17 protein-coding genes are annotated in these 17839 nt (G+C 36.3%); 7 read left to right on the top strand and 10 right to left on the bottom strand.

Going from position 1 to position 17839, the window contains the following annotated elements:
• Positions 1–17: 17 nt before the first annotated feature.
• From GJU43_RS14730 to pyrH, 3 genes are all read right to left on the bottom strand, one after another.
• The gene (locus GJU43_RS14730) at positions 18–2513 is read right to left on the bottom strand and encodes a DUF5686 family protein (RefSeq protein WP_154341519.1); all 2496 of its coding nucleotides are present in this window, start codon (positions 2511–2513) and stop codon (positions 18–20) included.
• A gap of 118 nt (positions 2514–2631) precedes the next feature.
• Complete coding sequence (gene frr / locus GJU43_RS14725) at positions 2632–3195, bottom strand: ribosome recycling factor (protein ID WP_154341518.1); 564 nt, start codon at positions 3193–3195, stop codon at positions 2632–2634.
• Between the two features lie 150 nt (positions 3196–3345).
• On the bottom strand, positions 3346–4053 hold the full coding sequence (gene pyrH / locus GJU43_RS14720) for a UMP kinase (protein ID WP_127340530.1): 708 nt from the start codon (positions 4051–4053) through the stop codon (positions 3346–3348).
• Positions 4054–4254: 201 nt separating this feature from the next.
• Here pyrH and GJU43_RS14715 point away from each other — a divergent pair, with 201 nt between their 5' ends.
• A complete protein-coding gene (locus tag GJU43_RS14715) occupies positions 4255–4872 on the top strand; it encodes a thioredoxin family protein (RefSeq protein ID WP_154341517.1) in 618 nt (205 codons plus the stop codon).
• 486 nt (positions 4873–5358) lie between these two features.
• Here GJU43_RS14715 and truB read toward each other — a convergent pair whose 3' ends face one another.
• The 4 genes from truB to GJU43_RS14695 all read right to left on the bottom strand — a co-directional run bounded on the left by truB (position 5359) and on the right by GJU43_RS14695 (position 8150).
• A complete protein-coding gene (gene truB / locus GJU43_RS14710) occupies positions 5359–6048 on the bottom strand; it encodes a tRNA pseudouridine(55) synthase TruB (RefSeq protein ID WP_154341516.1) in 690 nt (229 codons plus the stop codon).
• A 2-nt stretch (positions 6049–6050) separates the two neighbouring features.
• Positions 6051–6848, bottom strand: a complete 798-nt coding sequence (locus tag GJU43_RS14705) for an undecaprenyl-diphosphate phosphatase (RefSeq protein WP_154341515.1) — start codon at positions 6846–6848, stop codon at positions 6051–6053.
• A gap of 100 nt (positions 6849–6948) precedes the next feature.
• Positions 6949–7191 (bottom strand): DUF3098 domain-containing protein, encoded by a 243-nt coding sequence (locus tag GJU43_RS14700; protein ID WP_154341514.1) that lies wholly within the window; start codon positions 7189–7191, stop codon positions 6949–6951.
• An 83-nt stretch (positions 7192–7274) separates the two neighbouring features.
• Positions 7275–8150 (bottom strand): ABC transporter permease, encoded by an 876-nt coding sequence (locus tag GJU43_RS14695; protein WP_154341513.1) that lies wholly within the window; start codon positions 8148–8150, stop codon positions 7275–7277.
• Between the two features lie 775 nt (positions 8151–8925).
• Between GJU43_RS14695 and leuS the strand changes: the two genes are divergently transcribed.
• The 5 genes from leuS to GJU43_RS14670 all read left to right on the top strand — a co-directional run bounded on the left by leuS (position 8926) and on the right by GJU43_RS14670 (position 14838).
• On the top strand, positions 8926–11817 hold the full coding sequence (leuS, locus tag GJU43_RS14690) for a leucine--tRNA ligase (RefSeq protein WP_154341512.1): 2892 nt from the start codon (positions 8926–8928) through the stop codon (positions 11815–11817).
• 272 nt (positions 11818–12089) lie between these two features.
• Positions 12090–12941 (top strand): alpha/beta fold hydrolase, encoded by an 852-nt coding sequence (locus GJU43_RS14685; RefSeq protein WP_154341511.1) that lies wholly within the window; start codon positions 12090–12092, stop codon positions 12939–12941.
• The gene (locus tag GJU43_RS14680; protein ID WP_154341510.1) at positions 12941–13408 is read left to right on the top strand and encodes an RNA polymerase sigma factor; all 468 of its coding nucleotides are present in this window, start codon (positions 12941–12943) and stop codon (positions 13406–13408) included. Before GJU43_RS14685 ends, GJU43_RS14680 begins: the two co-directional genes overlap by 1 nt.
• On the top strand, positions 13401–13991 hold the full coding sequence (locus GJU43_RS14675) for a hypothetical protein (protein WP_154341509.1): 591 nt from the start codon (positions 13401–13403) through the stop codon (positions 13989–13991). Before GJU43_RS14680 ends, GJU43_RS14675 begins: the two co-directional genes overlap by 8 nt.
• 160 nt (positions 13992–14151) lie before the next feature.
• The gene (locus GJU43_RS14670) at positions 14152–14838 is read left to right on the top strand and encodes a zinc metallopeptidase (protein WP_154341508.1); all 687 of its coding nucleotides are present in this window, start codon (positions 14152–14154) and stop codon (positions 14836–14838) included.
• Positions 14839–14953: 115 nt separating this feature from the next.
• Here GJU43_RS14670 and GJU43_RS14665 read toward each other — a convergent pair whose 3' ends face one another.
• The 3 genes from GJU43_RS14665 to GJU43_RS14655 form a co-directional block, all read right to left on the bottom strand.
• Positions 14954–15424, bottom strand: a complete 471-nt coding sequence (locus GJU43_RS14665) for an Lrp/AsnC family transcriptional regulator (RefSeq protein ID WP_007811264.1) — start codon at positions 15422–15424, stop codon at positions 14954–14956.
• A gap of 144 nt (positions 15425–15568) precedes the next feature.
• Positions 15569–16318, bottom strand: a complete 750-nt coding sequence (locus GJU43_RS14660) for a uroporphyrinogen-III synthase (protein ID WP_127340493.1) — start codon at positions 16316–16318, stop codon at positions 15569–15571.
• Positions 16319–16332: 14 nt separating this feature from the next.
• Positions 16333–17001 carry a DUF4271 domain-containing protein gene (locus GJU43_RS14655; RefSeq protein WP_154341507.1) on the bottom strand — a complete coding sequence of 223 codons (669 nt, stop codon included), beginning with the start codon at positions 16999–17001 and terminating at the stop codon, positions 16333–16335.
• Positions 17002–17106: 105 nt separating this feature from the next.
• Here GJU43_RS14655 and GJU43_RS14650 point away from each other — a divergent pair, with 105 nt between their 5' ends.
• Positions 17107–17832, top strand: coding sequence for a polyprenol monophosphomannose synthase (locus GJU43_RS14650; protein ID WP_154341506.1), 726 nt, complete (start codon positions 17107–17109; stop codon positions 17830–17832).
• Positions 17833–17839 lie beyond the last annotated feature (7 nt).

Here is a 17839-nt window from a genome sequence, read left to right as displayed (position 1 = left end):
GAATTTGGGATTTAACCCTAAAGTCCCAAATCAAGCACATAAGAAATCTTAACAGCAATATTATCGTCAAATCGTGGTAACTGATTGGGGCCATATCTGTAAAATCCGCCTAAACCGATCCCTTTGTAGATTTTGTTTAATTCAATTCCGGATTCAAAATAACCTTTGTCCAGTGTTTTGTAAGCTGGCCCGACATGCTGCTGTGGATTTTCCATATTTCCCCAGGCCATTCGGGTCACCAAAACCAGTGATGGGCGGACTTTTCTCATAATTTTGATACGGTCAAAACCATGTTTGATTTGAAACATAACATATTCGCTGGAGAAAAACTCATTAAAAAACATCGTTTCAAAACTGTTACGTCCCGAAAAAGTAATACGCTGAACGATGGTCTCTTTGGTTAGGTTATTCGGAGCCGTATTGTATAAATGTGTAATCGGAACATCCCCAAAAGCATATCCTCCCTGCAGCAGTAAACTTGTTTTCTGGCGATTGAGATATTGTTTTTCATATTCGGCCTTAAAATCGATTTTGCCAAAATTAAAATCGTTTTCCAAAACATTGGGCAAGGACTGCGTGTACTGGAAAGTAAATCTCGGAAACCTTTTGTCAGATTCGTTTCTTCCGGTTGGCGTTTGCATGAATTCACTAAAGGGCGCCCAGACTACAGATAACATAGCCGTGGTCATAATGTAACTCGAATACAATCTGCCGTTGAGGTTAAAAAGATAATCAAATTTGGGTTCGATTAAGTTTCTTGATACTTCTAAAACAGCTTCGGTTTTCGGAATAATTTTAGACTGAACATTCGCTCTCCAGCCCGTATATTGATAAAAAGTACTAATGTTAATCGGACGCGGATCGTAAATTTTAAAAACACGCTTGTCAACCGCAAAAACAGTACTCGCAATTTCCCGTACATCATCCATGTAATAACCGTTGATCCAGGTATTAGTGCTTTTGTCAAGCAGAACTCCCGTGCCGATACTGTATTTAAAAGCACCATCTTTAGTTCCGTATGCCGTATATCCTTCGATACGGAAATCTTTAGAGAAACGATCGTTGGTAATACCGCCAAGACCCAATCGGAACCCTTCGTAATTATTATAACTAATGATTTTCTTTAAGTCAAGATCAACCGGGCCAACCGGATAGAAACCATTGATGATTTTTCGGCCTATTCCCAAGCGTTTTTCTACTCTTTTTTTGATCGAAAGGCTGTCCAGCAACAAATAGGTTTTCTGGCTTCTTAAATCCAGGTTTTCTTTTCGGTAGCTTTCCCAGAAAGTTTCCGGTTTTTTGCTGGCATCGTCTTTAATTTCGATATAAAGTGCCGGATTTTTTATCGGCGGATTGGTATTGTAATGAATATCGAAGTTGTTACTTTCAGAAAGTAAATAAGTAAAGTCTGAAGCGACTTTTTTTCTGGGTTCTAAACTTTCTTCCGCGTCTGCATCAAACTGAATTGTTCCGCCCAGAATTTTAATATCCTCCTCGTTTTTGCCTTTTACAATTTTAAAGGTCGTATTGCTTTGAAACCATATTTTTTCGCTTGGAGCGTATTCAAACTCATGAATGCCGCTAATATCCAAAACGCCTTTGATACGCATCACCGCTTTGGCGACGGCAAAATTTTCCTGGTCGATATACAAAACGCCTTCCAGTCCTGAAGTTTTTCTTTTGTGCTTGTTTTTGAAATAAATCATGTAGGTATCCCTGCCTTTTATGTTTACCGTATCAAGCAGTTTGTAATTGTAATCTTTAAGAGCGTTGTCTGAAATCGGACTTTCGTATTTGGTTTCCAGTAATTCATATTTGGGATCGTAAATAGAAATAGATTGCAGGTTGAAAGCGATAATTTCATAAACAGGCTGCCTGAAACCGGCCATTTTACTGCCCAGAACAGTTTCTTTAAGTTTGTGGTTTCCAAATTGATATTGCGACACTTTTTCAGTCTGAAACAAATGCTGCCTGCTGATGATTTCTTTGAATTTATAATCCGAAGAATCAATGTTGATTTTCTTTTTGTCTAAATCCTTATAAGTTGCCGAAGAATCAATCCGGCCGTCAATAGAATCAGGATTAGCAGTGACAATAAGTTTATTGTAGGTTTTGTACTCAAAACTATTCAGCTTTTTTTGCGGATTATTCGTGTTTTTATTTAAGATTACTTTTCTTAAAATTGATAAAGCCGGATTTTCATTTGAAACGACGACTTCTTTTAAATCATCTGTTTTCTGGGAAAGGGAAATCGTGTAGAATTTTTTGTTTTTTATGACAGTTATGGTTTTCGTTTCAAAACCAACATAAGTGACTGTATAAAAAGCAAAGTCAGCTGAAGCTGTAAAGGTAAATTTACCATCAACATCGGTTATGGTGCTAAAGTTGTCTGATGTTTTGATGGTGGCAAACGGAAGAGGTTTGTTGTTGGAGTCATTTACAATTCCGCTTATTTGAAATTGCGCCTGAATGGTCAGCGTGAAAAACAAACTCAGAAAACAAAATAGCTTCATACAGAGGATTCTAGTTTCAAAAATGAAAACAGTTAATTTTTGGTATGCAAAAATAACAATAAAAAAATCCGTCTAGTACAATTTAACTAAACGGATTTTTATTTTGTGTCGAATAAGATTACACTTTCATGATTTCAGCTTCTTTTGCTGCTAATAATTCATCAATTTTTTTAATGTACGTATTCGTTAAGTTCTGAACTTCTTCTTCTGCAGATTTGCAAATGTCTTCAGAAGTGCCTTCTTTTTCTAATTTTTTAATATCACTATTAGCATCTTTACGTACGTTACGCACACCGATTTTTGCATCTTCAGCTTCAGATTTTGCCTGTTTGGCCAAATCTCTACGGCGTTCTTCTGTCAAAGGCGGAACACTGATAATGATAACGTCTCCGTTATTCATTGGGTTGAAACCAATATTGGCGATCATGATGGCTTTTTCAATGGCTTGCAGCATGTTTTTTTCAAAAGGCTGTAAAGTAATTGTTCTCGCATCAGGAACACTGATTTTTGATACCTGCGAAAGTGGTGTTGCAGATCCGTAATAATCTACAAAAACACTTCCAAGCATAGCCGGAGAAGCTTTTCCTGCACGAATGTTAAGAAATTCTTTCTCTAAATGCGCTATCGAACCATTCATGGATTCTTCAGTACTATCTAATATAAATTCTATTTCTTCAGTCATTTTTTTTAGATTTTTAGATTTTCAGATGGTTGGATTTTCAGATTTCTAAAAATTTTGGCATCTAATTTACTAACTAATATGTTTTTTGTTTTTTGAATATTAAGCGATTATTGAAATCTAATAATCTAAAATTCCAACAATCTACGTAGTCTAAATATTTACTACAGTTCCTATGTTGTCGCCTTCACAGATTTTCAACAGATTTCCAATTTTGTTCATATCAAAAACAACGATTGGTAATTTATTTTCCTGGCTTAAGGTGAAAGCGGTAGTGTCCATGACATTTAATCCTTTTTTCAGGACATCATCAAAAGAGATGAAGTCGAATTTTACTGCCGAAGCATTTTTCTCCGGGTCAGAATCGTAAACACCATCAACGCGTGTTCCTTTCAGGATTACGTCAGCATTGATTTCGATTCCTCTTAAAACGGCTGCCGTATCGGTAGTAAAATAAGGATTTCCTGTTCCCGCACCAAAAATTACGATTCTTCCTTTTTCAAGGTGACGGTCTGCTCTTCTTTTGATGTAAGGCTCTGCAATAGATTCCATTTTCAAAGCAGTCTGCAAACGTGTCTTCATTCCTTTGTCTTCCAGCGCACCCTGCAAGGCCATTCCGTTAATTACGGTGGCCAGCATTCCCATATAATCGCCTTGTACTCTATCCATACCGGCACTTGCACCTGCAACGCCCCTAAAAATATTTCCTCCTCCAATAACAATAGCAATTTCGACTCCTTTGCTGTGAATTTGCTTAATTTCCTCGGCATATTCGGCTAATCTTTTTGGGTCAATTCCGTATTGTAAATCACCCATTAAGGCCTCGCCACTTAGTTTTAGAAGAATTCTTTTATATTTCATTTGTTGTGTTGCGTTAATTTGTGCAAATATAGACATATTCTGATTTTTAAAAATAATGTTTAGAAAAATAATTTTTGATCTCTGTGATTTAATTCAGCATGCTTTTTTAGATTCATTTCTCCTTGAATATGAAATATGACAAAAGTCACTCCCGCGTCTTTCTAAAATTTGTATTTTTATGAAATCCTAAACCAATCAAATATGAAAAGTATTGTAGCCAAAGCATTATTCAACAGTTACTCTTATGCTGAATATCGAAAATTAGTGACCGATTTATTGTCCGAAGGAAAATCTACGGGTGATGTGCAGTCCGAAAGCCTCACGCATTACACCAGCCTGAACGAAGCCCGAATGAATCGTCTCGAGAAAACCATAAAAATTACTGAAGATGCCATCGATAAGCTGCAAAAACTGGAAAACCATTATATCTGGCTCGTAATTTCCGAAGGCTGGTGCGGTGATGCGGCACAAATACTTCCGATTATCAATAAAATGGCCCAGGCTTCTGATAAAAAAGTGGACCTGCGAATTGTTTTGCGTGATGCAAACGATGAATTAATGAGTCAATATTTAACAAATGGCGGAAGGGCTATTCCTAAAGTGATCGTTATTTGCAAAGAAGCCGGAATTGTCCGTGCCGATTGGGGACCAAGACCAAAAGGGGCAACCCAACTAATGTCCGATTATAAAAAAGAATTTGGAGTAATTGACGATAAAATCAAAACCGATTTGCAATTGTGGTATCTCGCAGATAAAGGGGTTTCGGTTCAGGAAGAATTGCTTGAAATCATGGAGAATATTAAATATAATCCATTGTAATTTTATAAGAATAAAATCTTTTCAGGCCCTTTTAAATCTGGTAATTTGCTGAAGGGAAGTGTTTTAGTGTGAAAAATATGCTAAAATATTTTTTTATTATATACGATTTTGTATCTTAGTAAAATAATCCCACTTCTATTATTTACTTTTTGATTTACTCTTTTTATTGGTGTTTATTTAATCTTTAACTATTAAAAACTACACTATTATGAAAAAGTTATTCGAAAGGTTTTACGACTATTTTTCATCATTCTTGTTTGGAGGGAAAAGCGTTTCCCACTATTAATCAGAGGAAAACAAGTATGAAGTAACATTACTTAGGAGCTGGCACATTACAATACCCCATTGTGTAATGTGCTTATTTATTGTCGGTTTCAGTAAGATTGCTTTGCTTTAAAGAACAACTCTTAAAACTAATCACAGAAATGCCAAAAATTATTGGTAACGCTGTATTATAAAAAATAAAAGTGAAATGCGAATTATTCTTTATTGGAAGCTTTGCTCAAACAAAGTAATGTCAACTGCATTTTTTACATCGTAATCACCAATTTTAGTCCGGCGCAAAACCGTTAAGTGTGAACCTGAATTCATGGCTTTTCCAAAATCAAAGGCCAAAGAGCGAATATAAGTTCCTTTACTGCAAACGACTCTGAAGTCAATTTCAGGTAATGCAATCCTCGTAATTTCAAATTCGTGAATGGTGGTTTTTCTGCTGGCAATTTCAACAGTCTCTCCGGCACGGGCATGCTCGTACAGGCGGACACCGTCTTTTTTAATGGCCGAAAAAATGGGCGGTTTCTGATCGATTTCTCCCAGAAATTGTTTTACGGTTTCATGAATTAAAGCTTCATCGATATGTTCCGTTGGGAATGTTTCGTCGATTTCCGTCTCTAAATCATAAGATGGAGTAGTAGCACCAATATAAAAAGTGCCGGTATATTCTTTTGCCTGACCCTGTAACTCCGAAATTCTTTTGGTGAATTTTCCGGTACAGATCAGTAATAAACCGGTTGCTAAAGGATCTAAAGTTCCCGCATGACCAATTTTGAACTTCTTGGGAAGTCCGACTTTATTAATTAAAAGATACTTTAATTTGTTGACTGCTTGAAACGAACTCCATTTTAGTGGTTTGTCTATCAGTAAAACTTGTCCGTTTAAATATTCTTCAGGCGTCATTATTATAAGATGGTAAGCGGGTGAATGAAAAAGTGAATCACTAATAAAATGATCCCTGCAAGTATCCGGTAATAACCAAAAACTTTGAATCCGTTTTTAGTCAGAAATCCGATGAAAGTTTTTATAGCCAAAAGGGCTACAATAAAAGCAACAACATTTCCAATAATCAAAAAGTTGATTTGGTCGTGTGATAGTACGAATCCGTCTTTATAATAATCGTAACATTTTTTTACCGTTGCACCCAACATGGTCGGAACGGCCAGAAAGAAGGAGAATTCAGCCGCAGTAGTTCTGGAAAGTTTTTGGGACATCCCGCCAACGATACTGGCACCACTTCTTGAAACTCCCGGAATCATGGCAATACACTGAAATAATCCGATTTTAAAAGCCTGCAAATAACTAATCTCCTGAGAAGTTTCGGCTGTGTCCGGTTTGCTGAACCAGTCATCCACTTTCAATAAAATTAAACCGCCAATCAAAAGGGAAACCGCTACTGTAACCGGATTTTCTAATAACCCGTCTATAAAATCACTTAGCAATAATCCCAAAACGACAGCCGGAATAAAAGCTACTAAAAGCTTAAAGTAAAAATCAAGCGTCTGAAAGAAACGTCTGAAATACAAAACAACTACAGAAAGTATGGCACCCAGCTGGATCACAATCGTGAAAAGTTTAGTAAAATCGTCGTGGGCAATTCCAAAAAAAGAAGAGGCAATAATCATGTGACCAGTTGAAGAAACAGGTAAAAATTCTGTAATTCCTTCAATAATGGCAAGGATAATAGCTTGTAATGTATTCATTTATTTAGATTATTGGATTTTTAGACTTTTGGATTTTTAGATTTGTCATATTTTTTTGGAAAGAATCTAACCAATCGAAAATTCTAACAATCTAAGTAGTCTATTTGGATTTTTTGAATATAGAATAAATCGTGATTCCGAAACCAATTAAAACGGTGGTAGGCGCTAATCGGATGCGTCTGAAGCTAAAAACATCCTCGTTGAAAACATTCGGATTATCACTTCCGCCACCTGACATTAAAATGAACCCTAAAGCAATAACCGCAATTCCTATTAAAAGGATTTTGTAGTTGATGCTGTCAAAAAGGAATTGTTGTTTTGGTTCTTCGTTATTATTTTTCATTGTTATTTTTTTGTTACCCTGAGCGAAGTCGGAGGTTATATTTAGTATTACGAAAATCTAAAATCTGCGATCAAAATCTAAAATTAATAAAGATCGTCCGTTCTTAAATTCAGGAAACGCTGTGTTGCAAAGTGTGTGCTTAACCAGGTAATCAGAATTCCTAATCCTAAAACGGCCAGTAATACCAATGCGATTAAGAGTTTGTCTTCTAAAATACCTAATCCCGGGAAATTGGTTTCTACGTAAAGTAAAAGTGCAATAAGAGCAATTATAGCCAGTCCTGCACCTAGCAGTCCCAGTTTTACACTTCGTGTTACGAATGGTTTACGGATAAACGATTTTGTAGCACCCACCATTTGCATGGTTTTGATGATAAAACGATTAGAATGTATCGATAAACGTAGTGAACTATTGATCAGCAAAACGGCTATTACTGTTAAAAACCCACTGATAATAAGAATCCACATACTGACTTTCTTGATGTTGTCATTTACCAGATTTACCAATTGTTTGTCATAAACAATATCTGAAATCATAGCGTTTTTACGTAAATTGCTTTCAATTTGTAAAATACTGTCTCTTTCAACATAATCCGCTTTTAAGTGAATGTCATAAGAGTTTAGTAAAGGATTCTCTCCCAGGAAGGTCAGGAAGTCTTCTCCGATAATATCGGTGTGTTCCTTAGCTGCTTTTTCTTTGCTAACATAAACAAAAGATCTCGCAAAAGGAGCTCTTTTTAATTCGGTATTGAAAGCCTTTATAACACTGTCATTGGCTTCGTTTTTAAAGAAAACCGTCATAGCGATTTTTTCTTTAAAATCATCAGCCAGTTTTTTAGAATTTATAATGAATAATCCCAGTACTCCTAAAAGGAATAGCACCAGAAAAACACTTAATACAACCGAAAAATAAGAGGAAATTAACCTGCGCTTTTGAAATTTATCAAAGTTAGAACTCATAGTTTGCTTAAATTATGTGGTAAAAATAATAAAGAATTTCTTTATTTAAAGTTAATAACGAACTTTTATCTATAAATGTACAATTTGATACTGAATAGTAAAGGTAATTTAACTGCAAAGTTCGCTAAGACTTTCGTAAGGTTTGCAAAGTTAAAGGAGAAACGCCACAGATTAGTGAATTTAACCGCAAAGTTCGCTAAGGTTTCGCAGGGGTCGCAAAGTTTTATTTAAATAAAGCCTTGTGAACTTTGCGTTTTATGAACGCGGTACTTATAAAAAAAGGTAGCTTGCCTTGCGGTTAAAAACACCAACACTTATTTCACTTCATATACTTCAATATTTTTTAGCCAGCATACATGTTTAACCGCAAAGTTCGCAGGGTTCGCAAAGTTTTATTTAAATAAAGCCTTGTGGACTTTGCATTTTGTAAGCACATGTTTAACCGCAAGGCACGCTAAGGTTTTCGCAGGGTTCGCAAAGTTGTATGTAGATAAAGCTTTGCGACCCTTGCGTTTTATGAGCGGGGTACTTAAAGTTAAAATCTTAGCGTGCCTTGCGGTTAAAAACACAAACACCTATTTCACTTTATGAATTTCAATACTTTCGAGTCAATACGGTTGTTTTTAGTTAATTTGAACAGGTATTTCATTATTTTATTTGTTTGCCAACGAAATAGCTTTGGTACAATCTGTAATAAATGTAAATTTGCGCTGAATTCACTAAAGTGATAAACCTTAGAACCTTTGTCACTTTGCAACTTTGTACCTTTAAAAAAATGAAATACAATCCAAACGAAATAGAAGCCAAATGGCAAAAATATTGGGCAGATCATCAAACTTTTGCAGCCGAAAACAATTCTGAAAAACCAAAACACTACGTACTGGACATGTTCCCGTATCCGTCAGGTGCGGGATTACATGTTGGGCATCCGCTGGGATACATTGCTTCAGATGTGTATTCCCGTTTCAAAAGACATCAGGGTTTCAATGTTTTGCATCCAATGGGTTACGACAGTTTCGGATTGCCGGCAGAACAATATGCGATTCAAACGGGACAGCGTCCTGAAGATACTACTCGTGTAAATATTGACGGAGGAACTGATAAAGAAGGAAAAGAAATTGCCGGCTACCGAAAACAATTGGATAAAATCGGATTTTCATTTGACTGGAGCCGTGAAGTACGTACTTCAAATCCTGATTATTACAAACATACACAATGGATTTTTATCCAGTTGTTTAATTCCTGGTACTGCAAGAAACAAGGAAAAGCTTTTAATATTGAAACTTTAGTTGATGTTTTTGTCGAGGAAGGAAATATTTTGGTTGAAGCAGTCTGTGATGATAATGTTGCGGTTTTTACAGCAGAAGAATGGAATTCCTATTCGGATGAGCAAAAGGAAAAAATCCTGTTGCAATACAGAATGACATATCTGGCAGAAACAGAAGTAAACTGGTGTCCCGGTTTAGGAACTGTTTTGGCAAATGATGAAATCGTAAACGGTGTTTCGGAACGTGGCGGTTACCCTGTGATTCGTAAAAAAATGACACAATGGAGCATGCGTATTTCTGCTTATGCAGAACGTTTGCTGCAAGGCCTTAATGATATTGACTGGAGTGAATCTATTAAAGAATCACAAAGAAACTGGATTGGGAAATCGGTAGGCGCATTAGTAAAGTTTAATGTTATTTCTTCGAATGCCACCCTGAGCGAAGTTGAAGGGCAGTTCATAGAGGTATTCACAACCCGTCCCGATACAATTTTTGGCGTTACTTTTATGACTTTGGCGCCGGAACACGATTTGGTCGCTAAAATTACAACTCCGGAACAAAAAGCAGCTGTAGAAGCGTATATCGAAAAAACAGCAAAACGTTCAGAGCGGGAACGTATGGCCGATGTAAAAACAATTTCAGGGGTATTTACCGGAGCGTATGCCGAACATCCTTTTACCAAAGAACCAATTCCGGTCTGGATTGGGGATTATGTTTTGGCAGGTTACGGGACAGGTGCTGTTATGGCGGTTCCTTGCGGAGACGAAAGAGATTATGCTTTTGCTAATTTCTTTAAGGGTCAAAACGGAATGCCGGAAATCAAAAATATCTTTGCCAATGTTGATATTTCTGAAGCAGCTTATGGTTCTAAAGAGAATGTGGAGATTGCCAATTCTGATTTCTTAAACGGATTAAACTATAAAACGGCAACTCAAACCGTTATTCAGGAATTAGAGAAAATCGGACAAGGAACCGGAAAAACCAATTACCGTTTGCGCGATGCGGTATTTTCACGTCAGCGTTACTGGGGAGAACCTTTCCCGGTTTATTATATAAATGGTATTCCAAAAATGATTGATACGCAACATTTGCCAATTATTTTGCCGGAAGTAGAAAAATATTTGCCAACCGAAGACGGTTTGCCTCCTTTGGGAAATGCAGCAGTCTGGGCATGGGATACCAAACAAAACAAAGTGGTCAATACCGATCTTGTAGATCATGTAATAATTTTTCCTCTGGAACTGAACACCATGCCGGGCTGGGCAGGAAGTTCCTGGTACTGGATGCGTTATATGGATGCGCATAACGAAAACGAATTTGCAAGTAAAGAAGCGTTAGCCTATTGGGAAAGTGTCGATTTATATATCGGCGGAAGCGAACACGCCACCGGACACTTATTGTATTCCCGTTTCTGGAATAAATTCTTAAAAGACAAAGGTTTTGCCCCAACCGAAGAACCCTTTAAAAAACTGATCAATCAGGGAATGATTTTGGGGACTAGCGCGTTTGTGTACAGAATTGAAGGAACGAATAGTTTTATTTCTAAGAATAAAATCGGGGATCATAAAGTACAACCCATTCATGCTGATGTATCAATGGTGAATTCTTCTGATGAACTTGATATTGAAAAATTCAAAGCCTGGAGAGAAGATTACGCCGATGCAGAATTTATTACTGATGATAACGTAAAATATATAGTTGGACGTGAAGTCGAAAAAATGTCCAAATCAAAATACAACGTAGTAACTCCGGATGATATTTGTAACGAATACGGAGCCGATACCCTGCGTTTGTACGAAATGTTTTTAGGTCCATTAGAACAGGCAAAACCCTGGAATACCGCCGGAATCTCCGGAGTTTTTGGGTTCCTGAAAAAATTGTGGCGTTTGTATGTGGATGAGAATAACGGTTTAATCGTAAACAACGAAGAGCCTACAAAAGACAACTTAAAATCATTACACAAAACCATCAAAAAAGTGGCGGAAGATATTGAGAATTTCTCTTTTAATACTTCTGTAAGCCAGTTTATGATCTGTGTGAATGAATTGTCAGCTCAAAACTGTCATTCCCGTGCCATTTTAGAACCTCTGGCTATTGTGATTTCTTCTTATGCACCGCATATTGCAGAGGAATTATGGAGTTTGTTAGGACATAACACCAGTATTTCTACTGTTGCATTCCCTGTTTTCGAAGCAAAACATCTGGTAGAAAGCAGCAAGGAATATCCGGTTTCTTTCAACGGAAAAATGCGTTTCACCATTGAATTGCCTTTGGATTTAACCGCGGCTCAAATCGAAGAAATTATTATGAAAGACGAAAGGACTTTACGTCAGTTAGATGGAAAAACACCGAATAAAGTGATTATCGTTCCCGGGAAAATTATCAATTTAGTAGGATAACCGAATAATTTTCAAATAAAAAGATCCAGATTCCAATTCTTGTTGGGATTTGGATTTTTTTTTGTTTAAAATTTTTACACTGCGAATGCTCCGGCCTTATGGACTATTTGTTAAATCTATGTTTAATTGTAGGCAGGAACTCATCGTATTTGAAAGACGCACTATATATTTACGCACTTAATTGAAAAAAAAGAGTTGAAGTTTGTAACATTTTAATTCTTCCGGTATCCAAAAGGCGAATTTGATTCAGTAACAATTTAAAATTATCAAAAATGAAAAAGCAAATCTTCTTAGTGGTCGCATTATTGTTTTCAGCCCTGTGTTTCAATGTTTTTGCGCAAACAAAATCATATCCGTTTGAGGTTATTAAATCAGGAAAAGGAAAACAATCTATTTTGTTCATTCCTGGTTTTGCATCGTCAGGAGAAGTCTGGAATGATACAAAAGCCAATTTCGAAAAAAGTTTTACCTGTTACACCTTAACAATGGCTGGTTTTGCCGGAGTACCACCGCAAGCCAATGCTTCTTTTAAAAATTGGGAAGAGGCAATTGTCTCTTATATTAATGACCATAAAATCGTGAAACCAATTATAATCGGGCATAGCATGGGCGGCGGACTGGCCATGGCCATTGCTGCTGATTATCCGGATTTGGCAGATCGAATTGTTGTGGTAGATGCGGTTCCTTGTCTGGCTGCGTTGATGGATGCTTCTTTTAAAGCAAAAGAAAATAATGACTGCACGCCTATGGTTGCTGCAATGATGAGCCTGACCGATCAGGAGTTTTATGACAATCAAAAAAAATACCTTCCCAAGCTGACAGCAGATGCCACAAAGCACGAATTATTGTTAGGCTGGAGCACCAAATCAGACCGAAAAACGTTTGGCGAAATGTATTGTGATTTTTCCAATACCGATTTAAGGGATAAAATTGCGACTGTAAAATGTCCGACATTAGTCTTGCTGGAATCTTATTTTGTTAATCTTAAACCTGCCATCGAAGATCAGTATAAAAAATTAAAGCCGGCCAACCTTCAATACGCGACCAAAGGATTACATTTTATTATGTATGACGACAAAGACTTTTATTTTAAACATCTGAATAACTTTATAAAAGTTAAATAATGGAGTTTGAAAATATCTACAAAACCTATTGGGAGCGGATATTCAGACTTTGTATGGGTTTTGTCAATGATCGTGATGTTGCCCAGGACCTGGCTCAGGAAACTTTTATTATCGTGTGGCAAAAACTGGATACGTTCAGGAACGAATCAAGTATTGGAACGTGGATATTCAGAATAGCATCCAATAATTGCCTGAGACAGATCGAAAAAGAAAAGCGTTTTCCAAAATCAGAACTTCCGTCCCATATTACAGAAGAGCAAAACTATTCAGTAGAGCCGCAGATTCAGTTTCTGTATCAATGTATTGCCGGACTTCCGGAAATGGAACGTATCATTATTTCGCTGGAACTGGAAGAGGTAAAACAGGCAGAAATTGCCAAAATTGTCGGCCTTTCGGAAGCGAATATCAGAGTTAAAATTCATCGAATAAAAGAAAAACTGACTCAAAAATTTAAAGAAAATGGATAATAATATTGACTTTAAGGATTTATGGAAAAAGCAAATCATAAGTCAGCCTGATATTGTGGATTTACAGGAAAGAGTAAAACAGTTTAAAAGAGCAGGTGTACGTTCCATTTGGAAAACTAATATTTTGCTTGCTGGAACAAGCGCCTTTATGATTTTTGTATGGTATTACTATCAGCCGGAATTTATTTCCACTAAAATCGGAATCATTCTGGGAATTTTGGCTATGGTAATTTATGTGGGTGTTTATAACAGATTATTGGGGATTTATAAAGACAGCGATGCCACCCGCGACAATTACGAATATTTGCAGCAGCTCATTTTGATTAGAAAAAGGCAGCAATTTATACAGTCTACAATTTTGAGCTGGTATTTTGTTTTACTTATGACCGGGATTTGTTTGTATATGTACGAGTACGCTTCGAGAATGACGGTTTTGTATGCGTTGCTAACGTATGGAATCACTTTGTTGTGGATAGGGTTTAACTGGTTTTACCTGCGTCCAAAACAAATTCAAAAACAGAAAGAAAAAATTGATAGTCTTATTGAGAAGTTGGAATTGGTCAATGAACAATTAGAATTATAAATGGAAAGCTTTGTATTTGTTTACAAGGCTTTTCTTTTGAATGGCAATCTGTTAGTCTGAAATTTTATCAGACTCGAAATGTCATTTTGGCATTATGTTAAATTGGTTCAGAAATTGCTGTTTGTTTTGTAACTTTAAATTCAATCAAAAAAATAAAGATATGGGAAGTGGATATTTAATTCTTGCCGGAGCCATTATGTTATTCAGCTGGATGGTAAGTTCAAAACTAAAAAGTAAATTCGAATTATACTCTAAATTGCAATTGAGAAACGGAATGAGCGGTGCCGAAATTGCAGAAAAAATGCTCGCTGATAATGGAATTACAGACGTTCGTGTGATTTCGACTCCGGGACAGCTAACGGATCATTATAATCCGGCAGATAAAACAGTAAATTTAAGCGAGGCGGTGTATAATCATCGCAATGCGGCTGCAGCTGCAGTTGCCGCGCACGAATGCGGTCATGCCGTACAGCACTCGATAGGGTACGAATGGCTGACAATGCGTTCTAAATTAGTGCCAATTGTAAGCGTTGCATCAAATTACGTACAATGGATTTTGCTTGCAGGAATCTTAATGATTAGAACTTTTCCGCAATTGTTGTTAGTTGGAATCGTGATTTTTGCAGCGACAACATTATTTACCATTATTACTTTACCGGTAGAGTACGATGCGAGCAACAGAGCGTTGGCTTGGTTAGAAAATAAACATATGCTCACACAGGAAGAACAGGCAGGAGCAAAAGATGCTTTAAAATGGGCTGCAAGGACTTATGTTGTAGCGGCGATAGGATCTATAGCCACGTTGTTGTACTATATCTCGATTTATTCGGGAAGCAGGAGGAATTAATTAGATAATGTGTCAATTAGATAATTTAAACCCGACATGTTTTTAAAACGTGTCGGGTTTGTTATTTTTAGAATTATCAAATTATCTCATTTCCTAATTATCTCATTTTCTAATTCTAAAGCTGAATCTGCCTGTCAATTTGCTGATCCAGCGAGATGAAGGTTTCTGTTCTGGAAACGCCTTCGATGGCTTGTATTTTAGTATTTAAAAGCTGCATTAAATGTTCGTTATCGCGACAGATAATTTTTATCAGCACGGACCAGTTTCCGGTTGTATAGTGACATTCTAAAACTTCGGGAATTTTTTTCAGATCTTTTACAGCTTCAGAGTTTCGGGAAGCTTTATCCAGGTAAACGCCGATAAAAGCCATCGTGTTGTATCCTAAAACTTTTGGGTTTACGGTAAATTTCGAACCTGAAATAACACCTGATTGTTCCAGTTTCTTCAAACGCTGATGAATTGCAGCTCCGGAAATGCCTATTTTGTTGGCAATTTGTAAAATGGGTTTTCGGGCGTCATCCATTAAATAACGAAGGATTTCCTTATCGATACCGTCAATTTCAATGAGAAGGGAGTTGATTTTCATAAGAGTTGATATTTGAAACTAATTCTGGTAATTTGGTTTAGAATAGAAATCAAAAGTACTCTAAATGATTTTAAAATAAAAATTCCAAATCCCTACATTAAAGTTGGAATTTGGAATTTAAAATATTGTTATTTTCTAAAAGGCTTATTTTCCTTTATTAGCTTCACTAATGTATTTTTCCAAAGCCATGGTCATGGAAGGAGTTTCAGGAGTCGGAGCAAGAATATCAATTCTCAATCCGTAATCTAAAGCTTCTTTTTGGGTTGTGCTTCCAAAAACGGCAATTCGGGTATCGTTTTGTTTGAAATCCGGGAAATTTTTAAACAAAGATTTTATACCGGTTGGACTAAAAAAGGCTAAGACATCATAATAAACATCTGCCAGATCCGATAAGTCACTCATTACAGTTTTGTAAAAAATGGCCTGAGTCCAGTCTACTTTAAGATTGTTTAAAGTAATAGGGGCATCTGCATTTAACTGATCAGAAGCCGGAAGTAAGAACTTTTCGTCTTTGTATTTTTTAATTAATGGAGATAAATCTGCGAAATCTTTTGCGCCTACATAAATTTTACGCTTTCGGTACACTACATATTTCTGCAGGTAAAATGCTACGGCTTCCGATTGACAAAAATACTTCAATCCTTCAGGTACTTTATAGCGCATTTCATCGGCTACTCTGAAAAAATGATCTACCGCATTTCTGCTTGTCAAAATAATCGCAGTATAATGATTTAGATCGATTTTCTGCAATCTAATCTCTTTTGCGTTAACCCCCTCCACATGAATAAATGGTCTGAAATCAATTTTTATTTTGTGTTTTTGTTGGAGCTCAAAGTAAGGAGAATTTTCCACTTTAGGTTCAGGCTGTGACACCAAAATTGTTTTCACTTTCATATTATAAACTTTTACTAAGCCGCCTCTTTTGTAATCCAATAATACATGAAATAATAAGGGGCTATTTCAAGAGCGCAAAGATATAAAATAAAATAAAATAACTTACTGATTATTATATTTTGATGCGTTTTAATCGAAATAAAGTATGAGAATAGACTTATACATAGTGAAACACCGATGATTGCTAGCGGTACACTTTTCGGAATATTGTCGTAATAAAATAAAATGGCATTAAAAGGAAGAATTAAAACGCCAATATAGGTTCGGTAGGTTGCTTTTTGTAAGTTAAGAAGGTCTATAAATTCTTCAATATTGAAAGAAGTGGCAACAATTTTTTCGATTAAATATTTTGCAAGGATAAAATAAAGCAAAAATGTAGCAATCTGAATGAATAAAACCCAGTCTGTTTTTGAGGCATATCCAAAAATATGCATCGTAAGCTGAATGAAAAAAGAAAACGAAATAATCTGTACAAAAAACAAACCGACAATGAAACTGCCTTTCAGGTTGCTGGTGTCCCGATAGATTTTAGCATACTTATCTGAAAAAATAAGCTTGCTGAATTCGCTAAACCGGGCTTCGTATGCTGATTTAGTAATGGCAACAAGACCAAAGGCCACCACAAATAAAAGTGTCGCCCAATCTTTGTTTTCGAAAATACGGGGATGAAGTTGTTCAATCATAACATTGCAAAATTAGTAATTTTTTGTATCAATACTTTTATTATAAATTTATTATGAATCAAATGCCATAAAAAGTTTACTTTTGCGGTGAAATTACCCAGCAAAATGAATGATTGTATTGTCATAATTCCCACTTATAACGAAATAGAAAACATAGAAAGTATAGTCAGAGCCGTACTTTCTCAACATAAACCTTTTCATCTTTTAATAATTGATGATAATTCTCCGGATCACACTGCTAATAAGGTGATTGCGCTGCAGGAAGAATTTCCGGAAAGATTATTTTTAGAAGTAAGGGCTAAAAAATCAGGTTTGGGAACGGCTTACGTTCATGGTTTTAAATGGGCTTTAGAACGAAAATACGATTTCATTTTTGAGATGGACGCCGATTTTTCCCATAACCCGAATGATCTCGAAAAATTATTTGACGCCTGCCATTTCGGAGGCGCCGATTTAGCAATCGGATCGCGTTATGTAACAGGTGTAAATGTCGTAAACTGGCCCTTAAGCCGCGTTTTGATGTCGTACTTTGCTTCGGTTTATGTGAAATTCATTACCGGAATGAAAATTCATGATGCCACAGCAGGTTTCGTTTGTTATAAAAGAGAAGTTTTAGAGAAGATCAATCTCAATAAAATTAAATTTGTAGGCTACGCTTTTCAAATTGAAATGAAATACAGGACCTATTGCGCTAAATTTGAAATTAGTGAGGTTCCGATTATTTTTACAGACCGTACGAAAGGAGTTTCGAAGATGAGTAATGCTATTATCAAAGAAGCGATTCTGGGCGTCATATCACTCCGGTTGAAAAAATTATTCAATACCTTATAAAAGCTAC

It is taken from the genome of Flavobacterium sp. LC2016-23, from assembly GCF_009674775.1.
Lineage (GTDB): Bacteria > Bacteroidota > Bacteroidia > Flavobacteriales > Flavobacteriaceae > Flavobacterium.
This window is presented reverse-complemented; position numbering and strand designations above follow the sequence as displayed.